The organism is Rufibacter glacialis (assembly GCF_008271745.1).
GTDB classification, from domain to species: Bacteria; Bacteroidota; Bacteroidia; order Cytophagales; family Hymenobacteraceae; genus Nibribacter; species Nibribacter glacialis.
Map to the genome: position 1 here is coordinate 865492 of NZ_VKKZ01000019.1, position 17261 is coordinate 882752.

A 17261-nucleotide genomic window follows, 5' to 3' on the forward strand; every position below is an offset into this window, starting at 1 on the left:
AAGTGGCAGGGATGGGTTTTACCGCTGTTATTATGAAAACACGGCAAAAGGAGAGGGAATCTAACCAACCCAATCTACTGCTGGTCATTTTGTTCATAGCGCAAGATGATTTCCTGGGCTTCTTCCTGGTCTAGAGACGAAACGATTACCTTTACCGCCCCACCTCCGCCCGCTGAAACCTGCCAGGGGGCTATGGAACCAATGTGCTGGTCCTTCAAAAAGGCCTGGATGTTGGCATTCTCCAGCATGCTCTTCACCACGTTGGCCTCCATGGCACTGCCTGAAAAAACAATCACTGGTTTGGGTTCAAAATTATCAGCCATGCACTTTAAAATAAGGGATAAGGATTGAATCACGCCAACTCAAAGGCTTGAGCCACTAACTACGGTGACCAAAGTAGTAGAAAGATAGCCATTTCTCAGAAGGATCAGAATAAGCTTGGCTGCTTTTACCGCTGGTTTTCTGAAAACACCCACAAAACACCCGCCTCACCACCTGCTTAATTCCCATTTCCTAATTCTCAATTACGTTGTGGTGTAGTGCCGCCGCAGCCAGGCGCTGATGCCGCTGAGCCCGGGGAAGAGGACCCGTTCGGTGATGTTGGCCTGGTCAAGTTTGTCTCTGATCTCCCATTTCAGTTTAGAGGGAATGATGAGGCGGTAATACAGGTCCGGATGGTCCAGCAGCCACTCACAGAGCATGGCGTCTGGGGTAGACATCATGGAGAAAAGAGCATATTGATGCACGATGCGCTCATCTAAGGAAGGCGGCTCCATGAACAGCACGAACGGTTTCTCCTGGTATTCCCCTAAACTGTTGAGCGAGGTGGCAATAGGTTCCAGCACTTCGGGCGTGAACACGTTCGAACCCTCCTTCCGGATGGCGTTCTGCAGTCTTTCCGGCAGATAATCTGTTGACTTTACGTAGTTGACGCACCAGATCACGCCGTCTTCATGGAAGTTGCTGAGGTCTGAGGTGGCAAAATGCAGGGCCACGTAGGGCGAGTAGGTCCAATCCATTAGCCGGGTAGGCAGGCCGTGGTGCTGGGCCACCGCCAGCCAGTTCCAGAAAGACTCGCCAATCTCCACAGATCCCCGGGAATATTTGCGGAAGTTGCGCAGCAGATGTGGTTCCAGTTTGGGATAATCGCCGCCAATGCGCATTAGGCTGGTCTTGAGGTCGTAGCCTTTGTTCCACAGCCCCCGGAACACATACGGCGACCGATAGCGGTTCAGCTTGTCGTCCCAGGAGTCACGGAAAAGCTCACGTTGAAGTTCTTCCCAGGTTTCTACCCGCACATCATTGGCCAGTACCAAGGATTTAGAGGAAGTGGGATCTTCTACATTCATGTCGTTGTCTACGATGGAGTAGGCCATAGGAGTTCCGGCGCTTAAGGAGAATAAGGGTTAATTCAAAAGTTTACGTGTTAATACGAAACTGGGGGCTGCGTTTGTTTTGGGACCTGCGCGTTGGCGGAAGATACGGGCGGTTTTCCCGCTGTTTTTCTGGAAAGAGGCAAAAAAGAAGAGCCGGCTGGTGGGCCGGCTCTTCTTTCAATTAATAATGACTGCCTGTCATGAGGTACTGCTGCACATAATCTGTGATGCCTTCTTCCAGCGTGTGGAACGGCCGGTCATACCCAATGCTCCGGAGTTTGGCCATGTTGGCTTGGGTGTAGTATTGGTACTTGTCTCGGATGTCTTCCGGGGTGTCTTTGAAGTCAATGTTGATGTCAGCGCCCATGGCGGTGAAGGTGTTGAAGGCCAGGTCCAGGAAGGTGCGGGCGTCGCCGCTGCCCAGATTGTAAATGCCCGAGTTCTTGCGGTGGTGCATGAGCCAGTAAAGCACCTCCACTACGTCTTTCACATACACAAAATCCCGCATCTGCTTGCCGTCTTCATAGTCTGGGTTATGCGAGCGGAACAGGGTCAGGCGCCCGGTGTCTTTGATGGAGTTGAAGGCGTGCAGCACTACTGAGGCCATTCTACCCTTGTGGTATTCATTGGGGCCGTACACGTTGAAGAACTTGAGCCCTACCCAGAAGAAAGGTTTGGCCGTTTGCTCCAGCGCCCATTGGTCAAATTCGTTTTTAGAATCGCCGTAAGCGTTCAGCGGGCGCAAGAGGGAAATAATAGATTCATCATCGTCATACCCCAGCGTGCCCGAGCCGTAGGTAGCCGCCGAAGAGGCGTACACCAACGGGATTTGGTATTCGCAGCAGGCGTTCCAGACTTTTTTGGAGTAGTCCAGGTTCAGCAGGTCCAGCACTTCGCGGTTGGTCTCGGTGGTATCGGTGCGGGCACCCAGGTGGAAGATGAATTCCACTTCCTCGTAATTCTTGTCTAACCAAGTGAAGAAATCATGGCGGTCCACAAATTCCTTTATCCGTTTGCCTTCAATGTTAGGCAGCTTTTTTGCCACAGAGAAATTGTCTACCACCACTATGTCATTGAAATTGGCGGCATTGAGGCGCGAAACTAGGCAACTGGCAATAAACCCGGCTGCTCCGGTGACTACTATCATGTAAAACGGGGTTAAGTTCTATTCAAAGCTACCCAAAGGTACGAAAGTTTTAAACCGAGGGACTTCCCTCTGAAGGTTTAGCCCGCCATGGGGTATCTGTTTCAAGGCAGTTTTCCAGAAAATAGACCCTAAAGCACTTTGCCGCTCATTTCGGTTTAAACCAGTTTCTGGAAAAGGAGCCCCAAAATGGAGAAATGGGGGCGAGGGGCGGGGCAGGTTTTGCTTACTGTAAAACCTGTATCTTTGGCGCAACGTGAATGGCCAGAAAGAACGGTCTCTTCTTCTTTTTACTGTCATCCTGCAAAGGGCTTGGCGATGAAGGTCAACAGCGCTTATTTGGCGTTTTTTACGTTCATCCGAAGGATCTCTATAAATAGAATGGCAGAAAGATAGTTTGGTCTGTGCTGCTCCTTATCTACCTATGATACACCAAGTCACTGTGACATTAGCCGGATTCAGGTCCGTTTTTCAAAAACAAGGGCTTTTCTGGGCTCTGCTATGCGTGCTGCTTTTTCCCGCCTGTGAAACGAGGAAAACCCCGTCGGCCCCAACGTCTGCCGTACATACCGTCACTGATGATCTGGGGAGGCAGCTGACCTTGCCCCGCCAGCCCCGCCGGGTCATGGCCCTGACCCCTTCCTTGACCGAGATGCTGTTTGCCGTGGCAGACACCGCTTCTATTGTGGGCCGTACCCAGAACTGTGATTATCCGGCGGCCGCGCTCACCAAACCCGTGGTCAACAATTACCCCATGGACTACGAGCGCCTGCTTTCCCTGAAACCAGATGTGGTTTTCGCCACCGACGGGATCATCTCTATGGAAGTGGCGGCGCAGGTGCAGAAACTAGGCATTCCGGTTTATTTCCAGACCTATGACAGCGTGGCGGATATTCTGCGGGGCATCAGGGACCTGGGTTTCTTGCTGCAAAGGGAAGAGAAAGCCAATGCCCTGGCAGATTCGCTCCAGGCGCGGCTTCACCAACTAGCCATTGATTCCTCCCGGTCGGCCCGGCCCCGGGTGCTGGCCATTACCTGGCGGGACCCTATTTATGTGTTCGGCCGCAATACCCTGTTCACTGACAAGCTCCGCTACGCCGGCGGCCAGAATGCCGTCACGGAGACCTTCGCCCAGCCGTACCCTGCCCTCACCCGCGAATACATCCTGAAAATGAACCCCGAGGTAATCATAGGCGGAGACTTTGAAAAGATGGACAAGACGTTTTTCTCTTTATACCCAGAGTTGCGCCGCGTGGATGCGTACCGGCACAAACGGATTTTTGAGGTAACTGATGATCTGATGTCCAGGCCCAGTCCGCGCGTGGTGGAAGGCATTGCTGAACTTAAAGCCGTGCTCAGGTGAGAAGAACGCTCCTTTATCTACTGCTTTTACTTGTGTTCTTAGGGGTAGGTCTTTTTCTGGGCCTCAAAGTGGGCAGCCTTTCCACCTCCTATGCTACAGTAGGAGAGGCCCTGTTTGCCTATGACCCCGCCAATGCCACGCATTACAGCATCCTGAACCTGCGTTTGCCCCGGTTGCTGCTGGCGTTTTTAACGGGCGCCTCGCTTGCTTTCTCAGGGTACCTCATGCAGGCCCTGGTGAACAATGCCTTAGCGGATCCTTACCTGTTGGGTACTGCCTCAGGTGCGTCATTGGGGGCTTCCTTCAGTTTTTTCCTTTTCGCCGACCTTACCTTTATGGGGTTGTACCTGCCGCCGTTCTTCGCTTTGGTGGGTTCTTTTGCCGTGACGTTGGTGGTGGTGGTACTGGGTTCGCGGCGGGGGCAGTTGATTCCCAGCCAGATGCTTCTGGTAGGGGTGGCCCTGAGTTCCCTGCTCACCGCCCTGGTCAGCTTGATCATGTTTTTGTCAGACTCAGAAAGCCAGCTGAAATCTGTTGTGTTCTGGAGCATGGGTGGGTTTGAGAAGGCAGATTGGTCTAACCTGGGCTATCCAGCCACGGCCTTAGCGGCTGGGCTGGTGGTGTTCTTCTTTTTGCAGCGCCATTTGGCGGTCCTGCTGTTGGGGGCCGACAGAGCAGAGACCCTGGGTGTAGACGTCAGGCTTATCAGGTGGGTCATGCTGGTGACCGTGTCTGTGGTGACGGGGTTTGCGGTGGCCTTCTCTGGGCCGGTAGGTTTTGTGGGGCTCATGGTGCCCCATGTGACGCGGGCGCTCCTGGGAGCCACCAACCGGGCCAACCTCCTTTTCAGTGCCCTGGCCGGAGGGCTGTTCCTGGTAGCGTGTGATTTGATTTCCAGATGGATCTATCCGCCGGCCGGGATGCCAGTTGGTATCGTAACTTCGTTCTTTGGTGTGCCTTTCTTCGTATATTTGCTGCGAAGAAAGAACTACCGATTCAGTTAATGGTATACGTAAGCAGATTAGAGCATTTCAACGCGGCGCACAAGCTGCATAACCCCAATTGGTCGCTGGCTAAGAACAAAGAAGTTTTTGGGCCCTGCGCAAACACCAATTGGCACGGGCACAACTATGAACTGATCGTGACGGTGAAGGGGAACCCAGATCCTGAGACAGGGTTTGTGATTGATTTAAAGAAACTGAGCTCCCTTATCCGGGAACACATCATCCAGAAAGTAGACCACAAGAACCTGAATTTGGACGTGGCCTTCATGGAGGGCAAGCTGGCCAGCACAGAAAATCTGGTCATGGAATTCTGGAACATCCTTAACCCCCTTATTCCCCGTATATCCAGTGCCCAGCTGCACAGCCTGAAGCTGTATGAAACACCGCGTAACTTTGTAGAATACTTTGGCGAGTAGAGAAGGAGCAAACTACTAACCCAGAAAGACAAGGCAAGATATTTTATCTAGATAAAACAATAACAGGCACCTAGGTTCGTTTTGGCACAAACATTGTGTGGACAGAACCAAGGTTGCTTTTCATTGTTATAGCCCTGTTACTGTTCAGACCCCATTCAATGAAATATTACATTATTGCCGGAGAGCGCTCTGGAGATCTGCATGCCTCTAATCTGATCAAGCAATTGCATGAGCAGGATCCGCAGGCCCACGTTCGCTGCTGGGGCGGCGATATGATGGAAGCAGCCGGGGCAGAATTGGTGAAGCATTACCAGGAGATGGCCTTTATGGGCTTTCTGGAAGCGGCCAAGAATCTCTTCAAGATAAAAAAGTTCTTAAAGGAGTGCCAGGAGGATCTGCTGAATTATAAACCTGATGTGGTGATTCTGGTAGATTATGCCGGCTTTAACATGCGCATTGCCAAGTTCGCCAAGGAGCATGGCTTTAAGGTCTTCTACTATATCTCCCCAAAGATCTGGGCCTGGAACCAGGGACGCGTGCATACCATCAAAAAGCTGGTAGACAAGATGTTCGTCATCATGCCGTTTGAGAAAGACTTCTACCAGAAGTTTGATTTCAAGACGGACTATGTGGGCAACCCTGTCTCTGATGCCGTAGCGGCCCATACGCTTAACCCCAACTTCCGGCAGGACAATGATCTGGATGACCGTCCCATTATTGCGGTGCTGCCGGGTAGCCGACAGCAGGAGATAGAAAACATTCTCTACATCATGCTCAGTATTCTGCCTCCTTTCCAGGATTACCAGTTTGTGGTGGCCGCGGTCAGCAATTTCTCTAAGGAATACTATGAGAACTTCAACCGCAAGCCCTTTATCAAGATCGTCTACGACCAAACCTATGACATCTTGGCCAACGCCGAGGTAGCTTTGGTCACCTCTGGTACCGCCACCTTGGAAACCGCCATGTTCAACGTGCCCCAGGTGGTGTGCTACCGCACCAGTGCCGTTTCTTATTGGATAGGCCGCGCGGTGATCAAAGTGCCTTACATCTCGTTGGTAAACCTGATTGCCGGAAACAAAGTGGTACCTGAACTGATCCAGGGGGATATGAACGCCCAGAACCTGGTGAAAGAACTCAAGCACATCTTGCAGAACCCGGAAGGGCGCGGTGCCCAGATAGAGGGCTACAAACGAGTACGGGAACTGATCGGGGATTTCAACACCTCAGAAACCGCCGCCAAACTGATGGTGCAGTACCTGCGCGAAGAAAAGACCCCGGACCCCAGCAAGTCCTTAGAAAGCGCTGTTTAGGCCTCTCGGGAAATACTGCCTGCTTCTGGATTTTAGACCTGGCTCCGGGAAAGGAGGTAAAAACAACGCCAATCTCCTGTAGTTGTTCGCTCCATTCTTCTAAAAGCAGGTGCCAATCTCCTTGGTCCTAAAAGAAACAAAAAGATAAAGTTTGTTCAGCCTAAAGCTAGATAGCTATAAAAGAGAAGGCCTCCCATACACTAGTAAGGGAGGCCTTCTCTTTTGCCTTTTAGAAAAATTAGGCTACTTTCAGTTTCTTGATCGCAGACTTCTCAAATTTCTCGCGGGCATAGTCTAAGGTGATGATTAGGTCTGTGGTGCCTTCCTGCTCCTCAGACGGGAGGTCAAACATGGCATCGGTCATGATACCTTCGCAGATAGAGCGCAGGCCCCTGGCCCCTAGTTTGTATTCAGCGGCTCTTTCCACGATGTATTCCAGGGTGTCCTCGGCAAACTCCAGGTTAATGTTCTCCATCTCAAACAGGCGCTTGTACTGCTTCACCAGGGAGTTCTTAGGCTCGGTGAGAATCAACCGCAGGGTCTCGTTGTCCAGCGGGTTCAGGTGGGTGACTACCGGCAGACGGCCAATCAACTCTGGGATCAACCCAAAGGATTTCAAATCCTGGGAGGTGATGTAGCGCAGGAAGTTGTCCGTGTCTAGTTTCTCATCTAAGGAAGTAGAGGAGAAGCCGATGGGTTTGGTGTTCAAGCGGCTCTTGATCAAACGGTCAATGCCTACGAACGCCCCACCGCAGATGAAGAGGATGTTCTCAGTGTTCACGGAGATCATTTTCTGCTCTGGGTGCTTACGGCCTCCCTGTGGGGGCACGTTGACTGAGGTTCCTTCCAGAAGTTTCAACAAGGCCTGCTGCACGCCTTCGCCGCTCACGTCACGGGTAATGGAAGGGTTGTCGCTTTTACGGGCAATTTTGTCAATCTCGTCAATATACACGATTCCGCGTTCCGCGGCCTCTACGTTGTAATCAGCGGCCTGCAGCAGACGGGTCAAGATGCTTTCCACGTCTTCGCCTACGTAACCAGCCTCTGTCAAAACGGTGGCATCTGCAATACAGAAAGGAACCTGCAATACGCCGGCAAGCATACGGGCCAGGAAAGTCTTGCCGGTACCGGTTTCGCCCACCATGATGATGTTGGATTTCTCAATCACCACGTCATCTGTCTTGGGCTTTTGCATGAGGCGCTTGTAGTGGTTGTACACCGCCACTGACATTACTTTTTTCGCTTCGTCTTGGCCTACCACAAACTGGTCCAGGTAGGTCTTCATCTCACGGGGTTTGATCAGGTTGAACTTAGGTGCCCGGTTGGTGGCTCTAAGCCGATTCTCCTCATTCAATATCTGCTGCGCCTGTCCAATGCAACGCTCACAGATGTGCGCGTTAATGCCTGAGATCATCACAGACACCTCTTTCTTATTCTTTCCGCAAAAGGAGCACGTAATTTCTGCCATAAACCGTGAGTGGGATGTACTATTCCGTCCCTAAGATGGGGCGGCTACGGCAAAGTTACAAAATTGGTTAGGCACTACGTCAAAATATTTTTGCACAAGGTTACCAACACCCGCCCTGAAGTAATTGGAAGCGAGATAATTATAAAATATAGCATATGTTGTATCTGATTGAACCAGAACCTGCTGTAATCCTCTTTCAGCAGCGCTGGTGCGTAGCGGCGTCTTAAAAAGGTACTACAAAAATTTTAATTTTAGGTGAAAAGAGGCCTGTTGAAGGGCTGTTTCCTAAAAAACATGTCTATAAAAGAGAGGTGCCTATCTACCGGGTAGGCATGTAGAGAAGTGGGTACCCGGGTGGCCGGTTGCCTGAGGTCTTTTCCTCCTGAAATGTCCAAAACAGGGCGAAAACGAAAAGGCCCACTCTTAAGTGGGCCTTTTGCTGCTATAAAGAGGTTATACTATGCTTTATGACGGGTTAATACCTCATCAATCAGGCCGTACTCTTTGGCTTCTTTGGCAATCATCCAGTAGTCACGGTCGCTGTCTTTGTCTACTTCTTCAATCGGCTTGCCGCTGTGGCTGGAGATGATCTCATACAGCTCTTTCTTCAGCTTCAGGATTTCACGGGCCGTGATCTCAATGTCTGAGGCCTGGCCTTGCGTACCACCCATGGGCTGATGAATCATGACGCGGGCGTGGGGGAGGGCAGAGCGCTTGTCTTTGGCACCACCGCACAGCAGCACGGCACCCATAGAGGCGGCCAGGCCGGTACAGATGGTAGCCACGTCTGGCTGCACGTATTGCATGGTGTCATAGATACCCAAGCCGGCGTACACAGAGCCTCCGGGGCTGTTGATGTAGAGCAAGATGTCTTTCTTGGCGTCTACACTTTCCAGGAACAGCAACTGGGCAGTGATGATGTTGGCGATATAGTCATCTACCTGCGTGCCCAGGAAAATAATGCGGTCTACCATTAAGCGGGAGAACACGTCAATCTCACGGAAGTTGGTAGGTCTTTCCTCAATCACGGAACGCGTCATGCTGGTAGGGTGCATGCTGGTTTTGCTTTCCAGGTGGGTCAGGTATTGGTCAACGCCAAGGCCACTCATACCAAGGCCGTGCACGGCAAATTTTCTGAATTCGTCTTTGGTGTACATAAAGGTTCTATTTAGATGCCTTAACTTAAAAAGAAACGCGTGGGTTACAAGATTAAGCAGAAGGGGCAAACACACGTTGCCGGTTCTGGGGTTGTTTTTCTAAAATCAGGCCAAAAAGGAATATGGCGGTTTTACTGCCATTATGGCCGGGAAGCGGTATCAGGTAGCCCGTATCGGGTATCAAGATAGAAGATATTTTTTAATACCTGATGATCTTCTGAGGTGACTAAGATGAACATAATCTTGGGAAAAGCCTTGCTACATGCTACCCGCCAGAGATAGCTGTAAAAGAAAAAGCCCCTGGCATGTGCCAGGGGCTTTTTCTTTTACAGCTATCTCTGGCGTTTACGCGCCTACTTTGGCACGGAACTCGTCAGCGGTGATGGGGTTTTCCGTGATGGTGATTTTCTCTTTCACAAACTCCAGCACTTTCTCGGCTACCAGGGCTTCGTACTCATTCACGAAGTTCTTGCCGTTGTTCTGCTTCAGGTGGTTGTCCAGGAAGTTGTTGAAGGTATCAGCCATCTCCTCTGGGATCTCCGGCATGTTGAACTGGGCCATCATTTTCTGACGCGCGCTGTTCACCACATCTTCGTTGCTTACTTTAAGATCGTTCTCTTCTACCACTTTGTTGCGGATCATTGACCATTTCAGCTCTTTCACATACTGGTCATAGAACTCGTCAATCTGCTCAGGAGTGATTTTGCCTTCGTTGGTCACGGCTAACCAGCGCTTGAAGAACGCGTCTGGGATCTCAATGGAAGACTTCTCTACTATTTGGTCAATCACGTCGCGGTCCAGCACGTTCACGGCCTCACGGTCATAGTTCTCTTTGATCACCTCGCGTACTTTGGCGTCAAATTCTTCCTGCGTGGTCACGTTGCCTTGCCCGAAGATCTTGTCAAAGAACTCCTGGTTCATCTCAGCGTTCTCAGTGCGGTTGATTTTCTCTACCACAAAGGTGAATTGGCCGTTCAGGTCTTTGGTTACCTCTTTGCTCAGGCCGGTTACGTGGGCCAGGGCAGCGTCATCGCCAAACGCTTCGCGGATGTCAAAGGTGATGGTGTCACCTGGCTTCACGCCTACGAATTTCTCAGCGCCGGCTACCACTTTGTTCAAAGGAAGCAGGGTCTTGGTCTCGAACTCGCCATCAACTTGCTTCAGGTCGCCGTACAGGTAGTCATTGGCCTCAGATACCTCTGGGTTGGTAGTCTGGCCGAACTGGCGCTGCATCTGCTCATAGGCTTCGTCAACGGTGGTCTGGTCTACCTCAATGTCATATTTCTGCACAGACACTTCGCTCAAGGGCAGTTCAAACTCAGGCAATAAACCAACGGCATAGCTGAACTCAAACTCTTTCTGGGTGTCCCAGTCAATGGCGTTCTCGTCCTGACGGTCAGGCAGGGGCTCGCCCAAGATGCGCAGTTTGTTTTCTTTGATGTAGTTGTTCACCGACTCATGCAGGAGCTGGTTGATGGATTCCACCAAGATGCCTTTGCCGTACATCTTACGGATCAAACCAGCCGGCACTTTACCAGGGCGGAAGCCTTTGATGCTGGCTTTCTTGCTGTAATCTTTGATTTGCTCGTCTACACGGGCAGCGTAGTCGGCCTCTTGCAGGCTAACTTTTAGGCTGGCATTCTGGCCATCGGTTTGATTCAGGGTGATATTCAAAGCTATCAGGTTTTAATTGTGCTACGGTAAAATTGAAAAAACCCCCAACCCCGGTTGGGATTGAGGGTTTGACTTGTGCGGATGGAGGGACTCGAACCCCCATGCCTCGCAGCGCTAGATCCTAAGTCTAGTGCGTCTACCAATTTCGCCACATCCGCATCAATGTGTTTTTCTAAATGGTGCTGCAAATGTAGCAAACTCTTTTTTGTTAATGCAACTCTCTTTCGTTTTTTTTGTCGAAATTTATAAAAAAGATTCCAAAACCTGGGCGGCCCTTGCCTCACCCCGGATTTTGATGTACCTACCCCAATGATTGACCACGAAGCAGAGCGGAAAGAGATCTTGCGCCAATACCGAAAGTTATTGCGCCATGCCAAGCCTTTCTTGAAAGACAATGACGCCAAGATTATAAAGAAAGCTTTCAATACCTCTCTGGAGGCGCACAAAGACATGCGCCGGAAGTCCGGAGAGCCCTATATTTTGCACCCCCTGGCCGTCGCCCAGATTGCCGTAGAGGAGATTGGGCTGGGTACCACCTCCATTGTGGCCGCCCTGCTGCATGACGTGGTGGAAGACACTGACCTGGAGATCGCTGACATTGAGCGCGACTTCGGGCCGCGGGTGGCCAAGATCATTGAAGGTCTCACCAAGATCTCAGGGGTGTTTGAATACGGCACCAGCCAGCAGGCAGAGAACTTCCGGAAAATGCTGCTCACGCTCTCAGATGATGTGCGCGTGATCCTGATCAAGCTGGCCGACCGCCTGCACAACATGCGTACCCTGGGCAGCATGGCCCGCGACAAGCAGCTCAAGATCGCGTCTGAGACCATGTACCTGTACGCCCCTCTGGCCCACCGCCTGGGCTTGTACGCCATCAAGTCTGAGCTGGAAGACCTGCACCTCAAGTACACTGACACGGAGACCTACAAGTTCATCTCCAACAAGATCAGGCAGACCAAGGCGGCCCGCAACAAGTTCATCGGTGATTTCATTGGTCCTATTGAAGAGGAGCTGCGCCGGCAAGGCTTCGCCAATTTTGAGGTGAAAGGCCGGCCCAAGTCCATCTACTCCATCTTGAAGAAGATGAAGAAGCAGAACGTCACCTTTGAGGAAATCTACGACCTGTTCGCCATCCGGATCATTTTGGATGTGCCTTATGAGCAGGAGAAGCCGGTCTGCTGGCGCGTCTATTCCGTGGTGACCGACTTTTACCAGCCTAACCCAGACCGCCTGCGTGACTGGATCAGCACACCCAAGGCCAACGGGTACGAGGCCCTGCACACCACCGTGATGAGCAAGACCGGACAATGGGTAGAGGTGCAGATTCGCACCAAGCGCATGGATGACATTGCCGAACGCGGGTACGCCGCCCACTGGAAATACAAGATCGGGAGCACCGGCCCTACCGAGTCTGGCCTGGATAACTGGATCAACAAGGTGCGCGACATGCTGGACGTGAGCAATACCAACGCCATTGAATTCCTGGACGAGTTCCGGACGAACCTGTTCGTGGAGGAGGTTTTCGTCTTTACGCCCAAGGGGGAATTGATCATTCTGCCAGACCGCGCCACCGCCCTGGACATGGCCTTTGAGATCCATACCCAGATCGGCTACCAAAGCCTGGGGGCCAAGGTAAACCAGAAACTGGTGCCTTTGAGCCACCGGCTGCACAACGGGGACCAGGTGGAGATCCTCACCTCGCAGAAACAGAAGCCCACCGGCGAGTGGCTTAATTTTGTGACTACCTCCAAGGCCCGGTCCAAGATCAAGGAGTTTCTTCGTGAAGAGCGTAAAGTAAAAGCCGAGGAAGGCCGGGTGCTGGTAGAGGAACGCCTGAAGCAATTAAACATTGAACCTTCGCCGGCCAACCTGAACCGCCTGGCTGCTTACTTCAACGCTCCTTCTTTGCAGGACTTTTACTATAAAGTGGCGGTAAACCTATTAGATATCAAGGAGATCAAAGAGTATATCTTCAACCCGCAAAGCGAGAAGTACCGTCCGGCTTCTTTGTTGGTGGGTTCTACTTTTGACAAAGAGGTGGAAAAGATCCGGGGCATCAACTCCCAGCTATTGGTGATAGGCGGCGGCACCGACAAGATTGACTATGAGCTGGCCAACTGCTGTAATCCCATTCCCGGCGATGATGTGTTTGGGTTTCAGACGGTAGACCACGGCATCACCATTCACCGCACCACTTGCCCCAAAGCCGTGGAACTGATGTCAAACTACGGGCACCGCATTGTGAAGGCCAAATGGACAGGCCAGCAGGAACTCTCCTTCCTGGCGGGTATCACCATCAAAGGAACCGACCGGGTAGGGTTGGTGAACGACGTGACCAAAGTCATCTCCACGTCCCTGAAGGTGAACATGCGCTCCATCACCATTGACTCCCATGATGGTGTGTTTGAAGGCCGCCTGATGATCTTCGTGAACGACACGGCCCAATTGGAAAAGCTGATCCAGAGATTGTTAAGGGTAAACGGAGTCTTAAGCGTAGATCGCTTCGATTCTTAGATTTTAGCCCGGAAACGGCACCGTCTCCTTATATATAAAGGAGCGGTGCCGTTTTCACGGCAATACACCAGTAGAAGACAATAACCCTTTCTTGTTTCGCCCTGCTTTTGTGAAAAGAAGCCTTTTTCGTGATCCCGTGGTATTTATGTGCTCATTGGAGTATCTCCCTTGTTACCGGATGTTCTGATTCTAGACCTTTCAGAAACTGCTTCCTTAGATGAAAGGAGTTTTCAACTTAAAGGAAACCTACTTGTTGTAAAGAGGGACAAAGAGTTTTCAAGGAAGAAAATAGTAGAGGGCCTATAACCAGGTGCTTTTCAGGGGGTGGCGCCTGGGAAAAGAGTGACTGGGGTTTGCCTGGTTTCTCTGCGCATACCGGGTAAATGAACTCTAGACCAATTGTTAAGAGTTTTAGCATTACAGTTTAAAACTGTTAAGTTTGCAGCAGAAGAAGGCATATGGCACTAGATGAAGTGAAATTCCTGGAGGTGAAGAAGATTTTCACCGCCTATTTAGAAAGCAAAGGCCTCCGGAAAACCCCGGAGCGCTACGCTATACTTGAAGAAATCTATTCACGTACCGGCCATTTTGATGTGGAGTCCCTCTACATCAGCATGAAAAACAAGAACTACCAGGTAAGCCGGGCCACGGTCTATAATACATTAGATCTATTGGTAGAGAATGACCTGGTAAGCAAACATCAGTTTGGACGTAACCTGGCCCAGTATGAGAAGTCCTACGGACGGCGCCAGCATGACCACGTCATTTGCACGGAATGCCACAAGGTGGTGGAGTTCTGCGACCCTAGGGTGCATAACATCCAAACCATGGTAGGAGAGCTGCTGAATTTCAATATTCTGCACCACTCTTTAAACTTGTACGGCATCTGCGGCGATTGCCAGGCTAAATTAAACGCTCCTATCCATGAAAATTGAGCATTCCCTAGAAAACGACATCCTGACCATCCGGTTGGAAGGCGACATGATTGGCGGTCCTGAAACCCAGCGTCTGATGGATCTGGCCAATACCACTATTGATGATTCTATGCTGCTGTCAGCGATAGACCTGTCAAATGTGCGCTTTATCAACAGCACCGGCATTGGGGTTTTGGTTTCTCTTTTGACTAAATTCAGAAACAGGGGAGGGGAGTTGATCCTCATTAACCCCTCTGAGCATATCCGTAAGTTATTAATCATCACCAAATTGAACGCTATCTTCACGGTTGCTGAAGATGATACCCAAGCCGTTCAGCTTCTTAAAGAATCAGTTTAATGCCAGTTGACATTTTAGTAGGCCTCCAGTGGGGGGATGAAGGAAAAGGTAAAATCGTTGATGTACTTGCTCCTAAGTATGATGTGGTAGCCCGTTTTCAGGGAGGCCCCAATGCCGGTCACACCCTAGAGTTTGAAGGCACCAAGCATGTGTTGCACCAGATTCCCTCTGGCATCTTCCATGAGCACATCACCAATATCATAGGCAACGGCGTGGTGCTAGACCCTATCGTGTTCAGAACCGAGGTAGAGAAACTCACCGCCAGGGGCATTGATGCCACCCGCAACCTGTTCATCTCCAAAAAGGCCCAACTCATCCTGCCTTCGCACAAGAGCCTGGACCGGATTTCAGAAGAAGCCTTGGGTACCTCAAAAATCGGTTCTACCCAAAAGGGGATAGGACCAGCCTACCAGGACAAGATTGGCCGCAGTGGTTTACGCGTAGGGGATATCCTGCTTCCAGATTTCCAGGAGCGGTATAACCTCACAGTAGAGAAGCATCAGAAAATAGCCTCTTTTTACCAAAAAGGGCTGGAAATAGAAGAGTTGGAGCAGCAGTTCTTCAGTGCCGTTGAGTTCCTGCGCACCTTCACCCTGGTAGATTCTGAGTATATGATCAACCAGGCCCTCAAAGAAGGAAAGAAAATACTGGCCGAAGGAGCCCAGGGATCTTTGCTGGATATTGATTTCGGGACGTACCCTTATGTTACTTCTTCCAATACTTTAGTGGCGGGAGCCTGCACTGGTTTAGGTATTGCCCCTCGGCATATTGGGGAGGTGTACGGCATCTTCAAAGCGTATTGCACCCGGGTGGGCAGCGGACCGTTCCCTACTGAGCTTCATGACGAGGTAGGAGAGAAGATTCGTCAGGCTGGCAGAGAGTTCGGTTCTACTACCGGCCGTCCTCGCCGTTGCGGTTGGATTGACTTGCCTACTCTTAAATATGCCATCATGTTGAACGGGGTCACCCAATTGAACATGATGAAAGCAGATGTTCTGGATGACTTCGAGGAAATCAGCATCTGCACCCATTATAAATTGGCCGACGGCACCATCACAGACCAAATTCCACATGACCTGGAAAAGGCAGAACTTACTCCTGTCTATATCACCATGAAAGGGTGGGGCGAAGAGTTGAGAAACTATGAATCCTATAACTCCTTGCCAAAGGCAGTACTAGAGTACGTGGCCTACTTAGAAGAGCAGCTAGAGGTAAGCGTGAACATTATCAGCGTAGGACCAGATAGAATAAGTACTCTTGTAAAGTAATCATGCTTGTTTTATTATAGAAAGAAGGCAAGGTGTTCATCACCTTGCCTTCTTTGTTTATAGAAGCACCGGGAGATGTTGGCAAACTAATCTCATTGAAGTTCTAGCAAAGGAGCCAACCTAAAGGGATTTATCTAAAATTTACCCCTCATCAGGAACTCAAAACTTCTTGATTGAGTTCTTCAAAAGGCACCAGCAGGGTGCCCGAGCCTATATCAAGGGAAGATATTCTAAAGAAACGTAATTCTCCAGAGGAGCTTACAGGCCTCCCGGACCAGTTCTTCCGGAGGCCCCTAACCGGTTCCTACCGAGAAAGGCCATCAGGTAAAAAATATTTCCCTTCTGGAACTCCCAGTCCCTCAGCGGGGTTACCCCTTAGGCTACCAAAGAAACCCGCCTCATTAAGGCGGAACCGGGGGAGAGGGTTTGGAAAGCGGGGAAGTTTCCCTACCTTTGCAGCCTCTTCGGCGGGAAGGGGATCACCAAGAGACGGACCTGACACCAACGGGCGGGAAAAGAAAAAGTTCTCCTCTTTCCTTGCGGAAAGGGAAACGTTTCCTACCTTTGCAGCCCGCTCCGGGGGGGGAGCCTCAGGGTTCCTGGCCGCAGCAGTCTTGGCTAACCGAGCCGAGGGAACAAGAGTAAAAAAAACTTCGCCTCCGGGCTTGCCGGGAAAGAAAAGCTTCTTACCTTTGCAGCCCGCTCCGGGACAGGCCGCCAAGGCCTGGGCAGGGGGCAGCCTCTACGCCGGCAGGGCAAGAGGGGGAATAAAAAAAGTTTTCGGAAAGTGTTGCAGAGAGAGAGAAAGTTCTTACCTTTGCACCCGCTTCGGGAACGAACAGAGACACCAGGCCTTGGCTAGCAGAGCGGAGGAAGGAAAAAAAAGAGAGAAAAAGTTGCCGAGGGGCTTGGAAACGAAGATTTGTTCCTTACCTTTGCAGCCCCTTCCGGAAGGAAGGGAAACGGGACCAGCAGTGGTTCGCAAGCACCGGCGACAGGCCGGTGGGAGGTTCTTTGAGTGAATGGGAAGATAGGAAAAAAGAAGGGATGCCCCGAGCGGGTGTCCCGACAAGAGAGAAACGAAACAAGGGAGTGCAGCGTATCGGCGGTCGATCGTCTTGACAACATCGACTGTCTTTATTTTTTGGAATTGAGACCAAGTCAACAATCTACTACAATGGAGAGTTTGATCCTGGCTCAGGATGAACGCTAGCGGCAGGCCTAATACATGCAAGTCGAACGGGGCCCTTCGGGGCCCAGTGGCGCACGGGTGCGTAACGCGTATGCAACCTACC

The 17261-nt window shown here is 51.0% G+C and carries 14 protein-coding genes, 1 tRNA gene and 1 rRNA gene; 9 read left to right on the forward strand and 7 right to left on the reverse strand.

The features are described 5' to 3' along the window. Window positions 1-74 precede the first annotated feature (74 nt). The 3 genes from FOE74_RS08150 to rfaD form a co-directional block, all read right to left on the reverse strand. Entirely contained in the window at window positions 75-323 is a 249-nt protein-coding gene (locus FOE74_RS08150; RefSeq protein WP_149098082.1) for a putative signal transducing protein, read from the reverse strand. Between the two features lie 201 nt (window positions 324-524). Beyond that, window positions 525-1376, reverse strand: a complete 852-nt coding sequence (locus tag FOE74_RS08155; protein WP_225840734.1) for an FRG domain-containing protein — start codon at window positions 1374-1376, stop codon at window positions 525-527. 181 nt (window positions 1377-1557) lie between these two features. Further along, window positions 1558-2523 carry an ADP-glyceromanno-heptose 6-epimerase gene (gene rfaD / locus FOE74_RS08160; RefSeq protein ID WP_149098083.1) on the reverse strand — a complete coding sequence of 322 codons (966 nt, stop codon included), beginning with the start codon at window positions 2521-2523 and terminating at the stop codon, window positions 1558-1560. Between the two features lie 421 nt (window positions 2524-2944). On the opposite strand from rfaD, the gene FOE74_RS08165 reads away from it, so the two are divergent. The 4 genes from FOE74_RS08165 to lpxB all read left to right on the forward strand — a co-directional run bounded on the left by FOE74_RS08165 (window position 2945) and on the right by lpxB (window position 6613). Next, complete coding sequence (locus FOE74_RS08165) at window positions 2945-3883, forward strand: ABC transporter substrate-binding protein (protein WP_149098084.1); 939 nt, start codon at window positions 2945-2947, stop codon at window positions 3881-3883. Beyond that, window positions 3880-4887, forward strand: a complete 1008-nt coding sequence (locus tag FOE74_RS08170; protein WP_149098085.1) for a FecCD family ABC transporter permease — start codon at window positions 3880-3882, stop codon at window positions 4885-4887. The genes FOE74_RS08165 and FOE74_RS08170 overlap by 4 nt, the downstream gene beginning before the upstream one ends. Next, a complete protein-coding gene (locus FOE74_RS08175) occupies window positions 4887-5303 on the forward strand; it encodes a 6-pyruvoyl trahydropterin synthase family protein (RefSeq protein ID WP_149098086.1) in 417 nt (138 codons plus the stop codon). The genes FOE74_RS08170 and FOE74_RS08175 overlap by 1 nt, the downstream gene beginning before the upstream one ends. A 158-nt stretch (window positions 5304-5461) precedes the next feature. Beyond that, the gene (gene lpxB, locus FOE74_RS08180) at window positions 5462-6613 is read left to right on the forward strand and encodes a lipid-A-disaccharide synthase (protein WP_149098087.1); all 1152 of its coding nucleotides are present in this window, start codon (window positions 5462-5464) and stop codon (window positions 6611-6613) included. A gap of 238 nt (window positions 6614-6851) precedes the next feature. Here lpxB and clpX read toward each other — a convergent pair whose 3' ends face one another. From clpX to FOE74_RS08200, 4 genes are all read right to left on the reverse strand, one after another. Further along, window positions 6852-8081, reverse strand: a complete 1230-nt coding sequence (clpX, locus tag FOE74_RS08185; RefSeq protein ID WP_149098088.1) for an ATP-dependent Clp protease ATP-binding subunit ClpX — start codon at window positions 8079-8081, stop codon at window positions 6852-6854. A 458-nt stretch (window positions 8082-8539) separates the two neighbouring features. Then, a complete protein-coding gene (locus FOE74_RS08190; protein ID WP_149098089.1) occupies window positions 8540-9238 on the reverse strand; it encodes a ClpP family protease in 699 nt (232 codons plus the stop codon). A 345-nt stretch (window positions 9239-9583) separates the two neighbouring features. Then, window positions 9584-10912 carry a trigger factor gene (tig, locus tag FOE74_RS08195; protein ID WP_149098090.1) on the reverse strand — a complete coding sequence of 443 codons (1329 nt, stop codon included), beginning with the start codon at window positions 10910-10912 and terminating at the stop codon, window positions 9584-9586. Between the two features lie 76 nt (window positions 10913-10988). After that, window positions 10989-11070: transfer RNA gene (locus tag FOE74_RS08200), tRNA-Leu, on the reverse strand. Between the two features lie 151 nt (window positions 11071-11221). On the opposite strand from FOE74_RS08200, the gene FOE74_RS08205 reads away from it, so the two are divergent. The 5 genes from FOE74_RS08205 to FOE74_RS08225 all read left to right on the forward strand — a co-directional run. Then, window positions 11222-13426, forward strand: a complete 2205-nt coding sequence (locus FOE74_RS08205) for a RelA/SpoT family protein (RefSeq protein WP_149098091.1) — start codon at window positions 11222-11224, stop codon at window positions 13424-13426. Between the two features lie 458 nt (window positions 13427-13884). Beyond that, the gene (locus FOE74_RS08210) at window positions 13885-14361 is read left to right on the forward strand and encodes a Fur family transcriptional regulator (RefSeq protein WP_123132455.1); all 477 of its coding nucleotides are present in this window, start codon (window positions 13885-13887) and stop codon (window positions 14359-14361) included. After that, window positions 14351-14698 (forward strand): STAS domain-containing protein, encoded by a 348-nt coding sequence (locus tag FOE74_RS08215; RefSeq protein ID WP_149098092.1) that lies wholly within the window; start codon window positions 14351-14353, stop codon window positions 14696-14698. Before FOE74_RS08210 ends, FOE74_RS08215 begins: the two co-directional genes overlap by 11 nt. Beyond that, window positions 14698-15966: an adenylosuccinate synthase gene (locus FOE74_RS08220; protein ID WP_149098093.1), complete on the forward strand. Its 1269-nt coding sequence runs from the start codon at window positions 14698-14700 to the stop codon at window positions 15964-15966. The genes FOE74_RS08215 and FOE74_RS08220 overlap by 1 nt, the downstream gene beginning before the upstream one ends. A 1174-nt stretch (window positions 15967-17140) precedes the next feature. Further along, window positions 17141-17261, forward strand: a 16S ribosomal RNA gene (locus tag FOE74_RS08225); the annotation flags it as partial.

Coding starts and splice junctions, on each gene's coding strand:
- FOE74_RS08150 (WP_149098082.1), bottom strand. CDS start 323: ATGGCTGATAATTTTGAACCCAAACCAGTGATTGTTTTTTCAGGCAGT.
- FOE74_RS08155 (WP_225840734.1), bottom strand. CDS start 1,376: ATGGCCTACTCCATCGTAGACAACGACATGAATGTAGAAGATCCCACT.
- rfaD (WP_149098083.1), bottom strand. CDS start 2,523: ATGATAGTAGTCACCGGAGCAGCCGGGTTTATTGCCAGTTGCCTAGTT.
- FOE74_RS08165 (WP_149098084.1), top strand. CDS start 2,945: ATGATACACCAAGTCACTGTGACATTAGCCGGATTCAGGTCCGTTTTT.
- FOE74_RS08175 (WP_149098086.1), top strand. CDS start 4,887: ATGGTATACGTAAGCAGATTAGAGCATTTCAACGCGGCGCACAAGCTG.
- lpxB (WP_149098087.1), top strand. CDS start 5,462: ATGAAATATTACATTATTGCCGGAGAGCGCTCTGGAGATCTGCATGCC.
- clpX (WP_149098088.1), bottom strand. CDS start 8,081: ATGGCAGAAATTACGTGCTCCTTTTGCGGAAAGAATAAGAAAGAGGTG.
- FOE74_RS08190 (WP_149098089.1), bottom strand. CDS start 9,238: ATGTACACCAAAGACGAATTCAGAAAATTTGCCGTGCACGGCCTTGGT.
- FOE74_RS08205 (WP_149098091.1), top strand. CDS start 11,222: ATGATTGACCACGAAGCAGAGCGGAAAGAGATCTTGCGCCAATACCGA.
- FOE74_RS08210 (WP_123132455.1), top strand. CDS start 13,885: ATGGCACTAGATGAAGTGAAATTCCTGGAGGTGAAGAAGATTTTCACC.
- FOE74_RS08215 (WP_149098092.1), top strand. CDS start 14,351: ATGAAAATTGAGCATTCCCTAGAAAACGACATCCTGACCATCCGGTTG.
- FOE74_RS08220 (WP_149098093.1), top strand. CDS start 14,698: ATGCCAGTTGACATTTTAGTAGGCCTCCAGTGGGGGGATGAAGGAAAA.